10 protein-coding genes are annotated in these 10,236 nt (G+C 33.0%); 7 read left to right on the top strand and 3 right to left on the bottom strand.

Annotated features, from left to right (window positions below; genetic code table 11):
* Window positions 1–200 precede the first annotated feature (200 nt).
* The 5 genes from ACK4M9_RS22400 to ACK4M9_RS22380 all read left to right on the top strand — a co-directional run bounded on the left by ACK4M9_RS22400 (window position 201) and on the right by ACK4M9_RS22380 (window position 4,102).
* A complete protein-coding gene (locus ACK4M9_RS22400; RefSeq protein ID WP_409855001.1) occupies window positions 201–806 on the top strand; it encodes a hypothetical protein in 606 nt (201 codons plus the stop codon).
* Between the two features lie 100 nt (window positions 807–906).
* Complete coding sequence (locus ACK4M9_RS22395; protein WP_409855000.1) at window positions 907–1,161, top strand: hypothetical protein; 255 nt, start codon at window positions 907–909, stop codon at window positions 1,159–1,161.
* Window positions 1,162–1,279: 118 nt separating this feature from the next.
* Complete coding sequence (locus ACK4M9_RS22390) at window positions 1,280–1,612, top strand: hypothetical protein (RefSeq protein WP_409854999.1); 333 nt, start codon at window positions 1,280–1,282, stop codon at window positions 1,610–1,612.
* 172 nt (window positions 1,613–1,784) lie between these two features.
* Complete coding sequence (locus ACK4M9_RS22385; RefSeq protein ID WP_409854998.1) at window positions 1,785–2,075, top strand: zinc ribbon domain-containing protein; 291 nt, start codon at window positions 1,785–1,787, stop codon at window positions 2,073–2,075.
* A gap of 518 nt (window positions 2,076–2,593) precedes the next feature.
* Window positions 2,594–4,102: a serine hydrolase domain-containing protein gene (locus ACK4M9_RS22380; RefSeq protein WP_409854997.1), complete on the top strand. Its 1,509-nt coding sequence runs from the start codon at window positions 2,594–2,596 to the stop codon at window positions 4,100–4,102.
* Window positions 4,103–4,352: 250 nt separating this feature from the next.
* Here the strand turns inward: ACK4M9_RS22380 and ACK4M9_RS22375 are convergent, their stop codons facing one another.
* The 3 genes from ACK4M9_RS22375 to ACK4M9_RS22365 are packed head-to-tail and all read right to left on the bottom strand — an operon-like array spanning window position 4,353 to window position 7,562.
* Window positions 4,353–5,516 (bottom strand): ABC transporter permease, encoded by a 1,164-nt coding sequence (locus ACK4M9_RS22375; RefSeq protein WP_409854996.1) that lies wholly within the window; start codon window positions 5,514–5,516, stop codon window positions 4,353–4,355.
* Window positions 5,503–6,618, bottom strand: coding sequence for an ABC transporter permease (locus tag ACK4M9_RS22370; RefSeq protein WP_409854995.1), 1,116 nt, complete (start codon window positions 6,616–6,618; stop codon window positions 5,503–5,505). The genes ACK4M9_RS22375 and ACK4M9_RS22370 overlap by 14 nt, the downstream gene beginning before the upstream one ends.
* Before the next feature lie 11 nt (window positions 6,619–6,629).
* Complete coding sequence (locus tag ACK4M9_RS22365) at window positions 6,630–7,562, bottom strand: ABC transporter ATP-binding protein (RefSeq protein WP_409854994.1); 933 nt, start codon at window positions 7,560–7,562, stop codon at window positions 6,630–6,632.
* A gap of 160 nt (window positions 7,563–7,722) precedes the next feature.
* On the opposite strand from ACK4M9_RS22365, the gene ACK4M9_RS22360 reads away from it, so the two are divergent.
* Together ACK4M9_RS22360 and ACK4M9_RS22355 are read left to right on the top strand one after the other, a co-directional pair.
* Window positions 7,723–8,787 carry a sensor histidine kinase gene (locus tag ACK4M9_RS22360; protein ID WP_409854993.1) on the top strand — a complete coding sequence of 355 codons (1,065 nt, stop codon included), beginning with the start codon at window positions 7,723–7,725 and terminating at the stop codon, window positions 8,785–8,787.
* Window positions 8,788–8,836: 49 nt separating this feature from the next.
* Window positions 8,837–9,463, top strand: a complete 627-nt coding sequence (locus ACK4M9_RS22355) for a response regulator (RefSeq protein WP_409854992.1) — start codon at window positions 8,837–8,839, stop codon at window positions 9,461–9,463.
* Window positions 9,464–10,236: the final 773 nt, after the last annotated feature.

The raw sequence follows: 10,236 nt of genomic DNA, 5'->3' as shown, positions 1-10,236 counted from the left end.
GTTTCAGGTACTGAATTAGAGAGATATGATTGTTTGGTTGAAATTATAGATAAAAATCAGAAGTCACAAAAAATTGCTGTTAAACAATGGTGGCAGTAACAAAATCTTTTTTTTAGTAACGAATGCGTTAGCACAAGAAGCTAGCGCTCTTCTTGTTCAACAAACGAAGCAGGTTTATTCAAGAAGAAAGGGTAGGGATAATGAAAAAATTACTTAATATTACGATAGTAACAATGTTAGCATTTACTTTAAGTGCCTGTGGGAACAACGTAAAATCAAATACAATTGTCAATGCGGAGTTGACAGACAGGGAGAAAGGGATACTTTTAACTACTTCGGACCATTCATTTGTATTCGATTTCAATATTGATAGTGAATATACAGAGGCATCAGTTTGGTTTGAAAAATATGAATTTGGTAAATTGGTTGATGAACAAACAGGACAACTTTTAACTAAAATTATGAATAATGGTTCTATTATTTTTACAATCACTGAGTCAGAAGCCGTTGAAAATCAACAATTGTTTAATGTAGGGATTAGCAGTGATGATGGAACAGCCTCTGTAAAAATCTCTAATATCATTTCAACTAAAAGTACGGATGGTATGTCTAGCGTATGGGGAAGTATCAATGAAGAAATGGATATTACAAACGAAAATTTGGTTTTAGCGAGTATACGTTATTCGTGGGGTGAAGGTGGTATGCGGTCACTCTCCTCTGAGTTTTATAAAGATGTTGAGGGTCAAATCAACGAGATTGAAAACTTTGAAGTTGTTTATCTACTCCGAAGTAAATTCATGAAATAAAAAATGGCATTGAAGTAACGAATGCGATCGTTGAACATACGCTATCGCTTATCGTACTAACGATTTATTGAATAAAGGTTTATAAAAAGGAGTTTACTTGTTGAAGGAATTTCAAAAAGATAATAAATGGAATTACGTTTTTAAAATGGCGTTTTTATGGACAATTGTATTAGGATTATTTAATTCATTCATTTATACATTCTTTATAGAGGGGACTCTAAGTAATGAACTAGCAAAGCTTATAGTCGGATTTTTGGCGGGAACAATTGCTTTCATATTAATCAATTTGCCTTTTGGAATAATAATTGGGTTAATGCTATGGAAATCTAAAAAAAAAGAGACAGGTAAAGTTTGAGTGAATGTTTATCTAATTAACTGTTAGTTAACGTTTTTCAGCTAAAGGATGCGATAGTGAAACAAGAGAAACAGTATGTCCCTTGTATTATTAATGTTATAACAAGAGGGGTGCTCTATTGAAAAAATTTGTATTGCGTTCTATTTTTACATTATTAATTGTAATAGGATTTCTTTTTATATTTGTAGAGTTAACAAAAGAAGAGATATTTACAATTGTAGCGAAGGAAGTAGAAACATCAGTTTGGATTGAAAGCAATAAGTTAATAAACCCAAGTTATAAAAGAGCAACATTAGGTTTGATAGATGTAGACATAGTAAGTGTATATGGTGAAGAGTTAGATTTTAGTGAATTAAAAATAGGAGATAAAATAAAAGCTGATTTAAAACCGTTAGCTTTCCTTTCTGACCCTCCTGGATTGAGTGCATGGAAAATAACGTTACTAAACTAACGGATATTTAGTAAAAAAATTGGCAGTGATGGACCAGGTTGCATGCTTTGTATAACCCAATATTAATGATGTCCTCTTATTAATGTAAGTAGATGAGAGAGTTTAACAGTGCTATCGCTTGTGGTGCTAACGGAAGCAACTAAGAGAATTTAAATAGGGAGGGGAATAAACCGTGTATTATGATAAAAAGCATTTAGAACAGTTGCGAAAAGATGGTGAAGAAAAACTTAATGAAATGGAATTAGAAAAGATAGGAAAAAAATACAAAGCAAACGAAATTGAAATAACGTGTGTCCATTGTAATCATGATAAATTTGAGTTAGGGAAGGCTTTACTCAATACAAGGAGTTTGTCTTTTTTTGATTTAGATTGGCTTAATAAGTCAGCTAATACTGTAATCTGTAAAAAGTGCGGATACATTCACTGGTTTGGTAAAGAAGTAGTTGAAGTGAAAGAAAGATAATAACTACTCTTCAACTATAGAATGTGTATGTTGAATAAGAAATCCGTAAGAAAACAAAGTCATTTGCTTCGCAGTACAACGATACTGTTAAAAATTAAACTATAGAGACGAGCATTTTTAGGTTGCTCGTCTTTCTTATTTGCCTAATAACTCCGCAACAAACTATTAGAATAGTAATAAAGTTTTGTGGGACAAGGGGACAGGTACCTTGTCCCAACGTTTAAGACAATAGTAAACAGATAAGTCATAGCAGAGGGACAGTGAACCTGTCCCTCTCTCGATTGAAAAAATGACCGTAAAGTATATGCAGGAAATTGGACATAGGTATCCTAATTGCGGTTATGGTGGGTTGTTTTCAAAATGGGTTTTTAGTGAAGATCCTCAACCATACAATAGCTGTGAAAATGTTGCGGCTATGCGAATAATGATGAATTAATTGTGATGATTTTGGGAATTCCAAGGAAGTTTGGCAGATTAGTAGTAAAATAATTGTATCTTGATAAATTTGGAGGTTATCTATGAAAAGAAAAGCCATAATTTTAATTATAGTGGCAATAATCACTACTGTTCCATTTTTTTTGAATCATAACGATCTAACCAAAACTTCCGATCTTGATAAATTGATTAAAGACGTAGAAACTAAGACTGAAAAAATGCTAAGTAAATATAAAATTCCTGGAGCAGCAATTTCTGTGCTAGAAGATGGCCAAGTTACATGGATAGGTACGTTCGGTTATGCGGATCTAGACGATAATAGGAAGGTTGATCAAAACACAGTTTTTCAAGTTGCTTCGATTTCTAAATCAGTGACAGCACTTGCTGTGATGAAATTGGTTGAAGATGGGCTCATCAATTTAGATGATCCTATTGAGAATTACATAACAAGTTGGCAGCTACCTGAAAGTGAATACGACCAAAAAGCAATAACTGTGAGAGGGTTATTAAGTCATACATCAGGGCTATCTGTCGGTGGTGGTTATCCTGGCTACGAGCCCAATACACAGCTACCTACTTTAGAGCAATCACTTAGTGGGATTGGTGGTGGTTCAAAACCTGTTGAATTAGAATATGAACCAGGAGCGCGGTATAGCTATTCAGGTGGTGGTTATAACTTACTGCAACTCATGATCGAAGAAGTAACAGGAGAAGATTTTCATTTATATCTAAATGAAGTCGTCCTTGCACCGTTAGGAATGGAAAACAGTAGTTTTCAATGGGATGATCATCTCCAAGATAAGACCGCAAAAGCTTACGATGTAAAACTAAAGTTGTTACCAAATTACTTATTTATCGAGAAAGCAGCAGCCGGACTTTATACAACGATAGAAGACATGAATAAGTTTGTCATCGCTGAAATCAATAGCTTTCACGGATCGGAGATTTTAGAAGCTAACACTGCTCAAGAGATGTTTACCCCTATTTTAGAAGTTAGAGGTTTACAAAGCTTTATTAATGATGAGACGGCATTAGGTCATTTTATTAATCACGTAAATAATAGTATCATTGTCACACATGATGGAGGTAACAACGGTTGGAGGGCACATTTTTCGATGGAACCACAATCGGGAAATGGGATCATTGTTTTAACGAATGGAAATAACGGGAATTATTTGTTAAACGAACTAATTAGTGCTTGGCACTATACAAACTTTGGTTTCGATCGCCAGTTTGATCATTTAAGTCATACCGTAAAGGCGACGGTGTATGCTCTCTCATTATTGATTTTATGTTGGTCATTAAGTGTCATAGTTAATTTATTTTCTGCTTTTACTAATAAGGAGTTAATAGTTACTAAGTATTCAAATAAGAACGTTCTTTTATCAAAAGTGATCGTGTCTATTGTTTTAGTGAGTGGTGCGTTTCTGTTGAGCAAGATTTTTCTACCAATTTTAGGGTTCATTGATCCGTTTATAGTAATCCTGCTTGTTACATCAGTCTTTACTAGAATAATATTAGCAGTTGTACAACTTTATATTAAAAAATCTGATAGATTAAAAAGGGAGAGGGCAAAAAACGTAAAAATATAAGGTGGTATGATGACAAACAAAAACGCATGGAGCTTCCAAGAATTTTTGATTGTAGTTATCGTTGTCAACTTTATACTCTTTCTGCTGGACAAGGGGACAGGTACCTTGTCCCAAAGTTTTAGATAATAGTGGATTGTTGAGTCATAGGGGAGGGACAGTGAACCTGTCCCTCTGTCCCAATCTATAACACGTACGTAAGCAACGTTTCTTCTTTTCATCGTTAAAAAGGTCGTTCAGTATAGAAAATATTTTATTGATGGGCAAATCGTCTTTGTTTAATAACTACTAATGCAATCGCCAGGAAAGCAACCGCAAAAGCTAACTGAACTAGTATGCCGTAGATTATTGGTTCAAGTGTAGATTGAGTAATACTTGTTAGATCTCCTATGGCATCATTAACTTTTACATACCAGAATATCGGGTTGAAGGTTCCGATGGTTTGTAGTGTATCACTTAAAAGAGCTTGTGGTACAAAGGAACCGCCTAAAAATGATAATCCAAGGGATAGACTGTTTCCTATTGGATCAATCGAATTTTTTGTTGCAAATGTAGCAACCAAAAAGCTGATGCTCAAACAGAGTATTGTTAAAACAAATGAGTTAACTATAAATAAAAATGATCCTGTTTGGTGAAAAGTATCCTTATTGATAACAAACGCAAATATAACAAATATTAACCAAATAATAAAGGCGAGCGATAGGTTACCGAATATAAGCTGAAAATTATAATTTTTAATGCTAATAGGAGCACAATAGTTACGCATTTTGATTTCTTTATGATTAAAGATTAACATGATACGTCCGACCATGGTTATAAGCATAGCTATTAATATATAAGATAAAAAGTTAAAATATGCATTGAGGTTTGACTTGCTATTACTAGCTATTTTTTCAAGGAAAGATACATTTACTTCTGTTGAAATATCTGTTATTACTTTCTCGTGAACCTCTTCAAAAGAAATTTTAGGCGATGCAGCAATATACAGTCTAGCAGTATTTAAGTATCTATCAATAAGTGTCTTTGCATATTCGGAACTTACGGAATCAGGAACAGACATGGTCGTTATATTTTTATAATTTGCTGAAGTAAAGTTTTCTTGAAAACCTATAGGAATAGTAATGACTAATTCTGTTTGTCGAAAGAAAAGTGCATCTTTGATACTTTCCTCATCTAGTTCAATTTCTACAGGTGTTGCGATTTCGTTAATATAGTTTTCTAAGCCATTAGCTAGTGCTGTATTGTCTTGATTTATAACAGAAACCTTAACTTTTGATAGTTCAAAGGCATCTTCCGTAGGTGTTAAAGCACTTCTTGAGAAAAAGATCGCAAGCCCAACAAAAATAATCGTATAGATCAAAAAGACACCAAGAAATTTTTTCGGTACAATTTTACTAAAAGCTTTAAATACTTGCATATTTTTGCCTCCTTAAAACCATTATGGAAATGGTACAAAAGAGTACTCCTAGGCTACCAAGCAAAGTAAGGTTTAGGAAGTATCTTTCAAAAGTATCATAATAGTATAGTGCATAAAGGCCATCTGTAATTAGATTTGCAGGGTTGATATAGGCGATAATTGGAGCCTTTTCTTGAACAATATATTTCATTTGTAAAACCATTAAACCAGATAGAAAGGACATAACCATACAGATATTAGACAATAACATTTCCTTAACTTCCGCCTTTAATTTTACAAGCAGTCCGAATAGAGCGCCGAACATCGGCCCTGTAAAACAACCGACTAAACATAATACTCCGATGTGTAAAAGCTTATCGCCAAACTCTACCTTTAAAACTTGCGTAATATACGTAATGGCAATAATGACTGATAGAAACTGAAAACATATTGTTGCAGAAATCATAGATAGAAATGCCTTTAATTTATGTGTAGGTGCAACATTAATTCTTGCTGCAAGTGTTGATTGATTAGCCTGAACTAAAGAAATAGCATTGCAGCCAGCAACGGCTGATAAAAGGCAGGTCATTGCCAATAATGCAAAATAATATATAACAATCATATTCATTGAGTCACTTGCAGGAGTATCCTCTGTAAACTTTTCGTTAAAACTTGCATTTTCCAGAAAACCCATTTGAATTAATTGAGGATTTCCGTCAATGATGCTATAAATGGTTGTTGAAACTTGAATATAGTTGTCTAAAAAAACTTTAACTATCGACTGGTTAAGACCAGAACTTAAAATTACAAGTTCAAGCTCATTAGAGTTTTTAATATAGCCTGTTATTTTTTTATCTGACAAAAGCTCTTTTGCTTCTGTTTCAGTTGTGTAAGATAAATCAAAAAGATTGCTTTCATTCATAGTATTGTCAAGGCCTTCTGGCATTGCATAATCCGTTGTGATGGCGATTTTCACTTTTTCAAAGCTTTCATTTGACATTAGATTTGAGAAGGCTAAATTAAAAAATGTTGATAAAATAAGAGGGAAGCAAAGCATCCAGAATAAAGCCATCTTATCTTTAAGTAGGGACTTAAAGCTGTATTTAAAAATCAGAAATGACATAGTAGACCTCCTTAATCTCTTAATTCTTTTCCTGTTATTTCAAGGAATACATCATTTAAAGTTGGTAACTCAGAATAGATCTTACCGTAGCTTATATCATTATCAGCAATAAAACTCATTATATTTACTAGATTACTTGCACCATTTTTTTGTCTAATAGTTAAGATATTCTCTTTTAAGTCAACATCAATCACATTAGGTATTTCTCGTATTTTAGCTAGGTGATCTTCATTTATATTAAATGTTTCTACGACGATCTTCTCACCAAGTGCAATCATTCCTTTGACTTCTTCCTTTGTTCCCGATGCAATTACCTTACCTTTATCTAATATTGCTACCCTTGAACAAAGTTGTTCAATTTCTTCCATATAATGAGAGGTATATATAATCGTTGCACCCTCTGCATTTAACCTTTTAATTCCTTCTAAAATATTGTTTCTACTTTGAGGGTCAACGGCAACTGTTGGCTCATCTAAAATAATTAGTTTTGGTTTGTGAGCAATTCCACAGGCAATGTTAAGTCTTCTTAAAAGACCACCACTTAATTTTTTTGGATAAAATTTTACAAAGTCTTTTAAAGCTACAAAATCAATCGCTTGTTCTACTAGCTCTTTACGTTTTTTCTTATCTTTAACGTAAAGACCACAGAAGTAATCAATGTTCTCATAAACATTTAGCTCATCGAAAACTGCTACGTTTTGCATAACGATACCTATGTTGTGTTTGATGTCATATGCTGCGGGCTTCATCTCTTTTCCAAAGATTTCAATGTTTCCTTTATCAAATGTAAGTAAAGATAATAGACAATTTATAGCCGTTGTTTTTCCTGAACCATTAGGTCCTAATAGTCCAAAGATTTCACCTTCATTTATTTCAATGTTCAAATGGTCAAGAACGATTAAGTCCCCATATCTTTTGACTAGATTTTCAATTTTTACTATCATATTTAACTCCCTTTCCGTATCTTTATCTTTATAATCCTATAGTAATAGCGTTGGTAAGCAGAGGGCAGTGAAAATTGTCATTAGATTAAAGTGACAAATGTCATTTTTTTCTTATATTGAAAGGATTTGTTATGCTAAAATTAGGCAAGGGAGGAGAGTCATGGGCACTGTATTAAATAAGTTGATTATTTTTGTGGGAACGTGTGGGCTTCTTTTGTTTGAGTTTACTCCGTATGAAGGGATTATTGCCATGGCATTAGCCATTGCTATAAGCGGACTATTAGAATATTTTAATAATGAGAAATTGGCCAAAGGATTATTTATAGGATCTTTACTATTATCAGGGTTTTATGTTCCATTTGTTTTCTTTTTACCGTTAATAAGCTATGACCTACTTAGAACTAAAAAACAAATAATCACACTGTTAGCGTTAATCCCTTACGCATTACACCTTACCAAGTTTTCTTCAGGAGTTATGGGTGTTTTTATGGTTATTAGTGCAATTGTATACCTTTTAAGATTAAGAGAAACTAATGAAAAAAAACTTCGCGAAGATTATATAAACCAAAGGGACTCTCTAACAGAGCTTTCCATTTCCCTTGAAGAAAAAATTAATGAGTTAGTTAGTAAACAAGATTTAGAGGTTAATCTTGCGACGTTAAACGAAAGAAATAGGATTGCACGAGAAATACATGATAATGTTGGGCATCTTCTTTCTAGCTCGATTTTACAAATTGGAGCCGTCATAGCTGTAAGTAAAGATGAGAACACCGTAAAAAACCTTGAAGTGGTGAAGGATACTTTAAATGAAGGTATGAATTCGATAAGAGAAAGTGTGCATAACTTACATGACCATTCCATTGACCTTTACGGTGAGATAAATAAATTAATCAAAAATTTCACGTTTTGTAAAATAACATTTAATTACGAAATAACTGGAGATATGCCAACCAAGGCTAAATACGCCATTATAAGCATTGTAAAAGAGGCGCTATCAAATGTTATGAAGCACTCTAATGGCGACTTTGTTTCTATTAGTCTATTTGAACACCCAAAGCTTTATCAGCTTATTATATTTGATAATGGGAATAAAAAATTGGACCCTAGTAACTTTAAAGGAATGGGCCTTGAAAGTATAAAGCAACGGGTTGCATCACTAAATGGAATAGTAAATTTTGATCAATCAAAAGGTTTTAGAGTATTTATATCATTTATGAAGCCATAAGTTTTAGTGCAGGCAAATAAACTGAAATATATGGATAGGGGGGAGTCATATGAAGATAGCAATTGTAGACGACGATGTTCTTGTTTCAGCATCATTAAAAACAATAATAGAGGCAAGTGATGGTGTCGAAGTGTTGGCAGTAGCCAACAGTGGGGAAGACGCTATCAAACTTTATAAAGATCATCAACCGGACATTCTTTTGATGGATATCAGAATGGGAAATATGAACGGGTTAGAAGCAGCTGATGAAATTTTAAAATCATTTCCAAAAGCAAAAGTTCTTCTTTTAACCACTTTTGCAGATGATGAATACATTATTAAGGCATTAAAGATAGGGGCAAAAGGCTACATTTTAAAACAACATTACAACAGTATCATACCAGCACTAAACGCAGTTTATTCTGGACAGAATGTTTTTGGTGAAGAAATAATTAATAAGCTTCCGTCTGTGATGAATAATCAAGTAAACAAAAAAAATTATCAAGACTATGGAATTCTAGATAAGGAATTCGAAATCATTTCATTGGTTTCAAAGGGTCTATCAAATAAGGAAATTGCAAAGGAACTGTATTTAGGTGAGGGCACAGTAAGAAATTACATAAGTATCATTTTAGAAAAACTAGAATTAAGAGATCGAACCCAACTTGCTATTTTCTTCTTTAACCACCTAGTGTAGCGAGGTATATGGAAGATACTTTACCGACGAGAAGCGAGGGACGGATCCATTACTATCATTATAAAAAACGAAGAAGAAATTTCGGTTACACCGAATGACATTTGGAACTTCAAATATATCGTTTATACTATCCCAAGAGAATATAAGGATAAGTAACTAAAAAATTTTAATATTAAGCTAAACAGTGAGCAATAGTGTAAGATGCCGTTGCTTTCATTGTGGTGCTAACGAGCAGAAAGAGCTGAGGGGGTTAGACTTTACATTGGAGAAATTGAAATGGTTCTTATATTTGAGTGCAGTTTTGTTAATTGGTATTCCAATATCATTAGTTCTAATGGATGATAATGTTACATTTAGTTCCAATTTTAGTAATACAGTAATCAGTACGGCAATAGTATTAGTGATACTTGGGAAGATGATAAATATTTCTATAAAGAGAAAAGAGAATAAAAGTTTTGTTTCAGATGTTGGAATAATTATAGGGATATTCATTGTGTTAGTCGCAAGGTTTGTCTAATTAAAGTTATTTAAGTAACGGGTGACTTCTATTAGCTTGTTTAGTAATCACTTGTTTTAGGATTGTTTTTTGCTATCCAGTTTAGCATTATATATCTTGAACTAACGAAAGCTTATGTTGAATTAGAGACAAGAAAAACAACAGAATCACCAGCAAGTAATAAACCAACTAACTACTCATAGATTCAAGTAATTTAATAATTCTTTTCATACCTTATTTGTTATTTTCTGGTATGATTTATTTATGAAACACCTTT

The sequence above is a fragment of the Anaerobacillus sp. genome, assembly GCF_046314235.1.
Classification (GTDB): domain Bacteria; phylum Bacillota; class Bacilli; order Bacillales; family Anaerobacillaceae; genus Anaerobacillus.
Note: the sequence above shows the minus strand (reverse complement) of the source record. Positions and strands in the feature narration are given on the sequence as shown.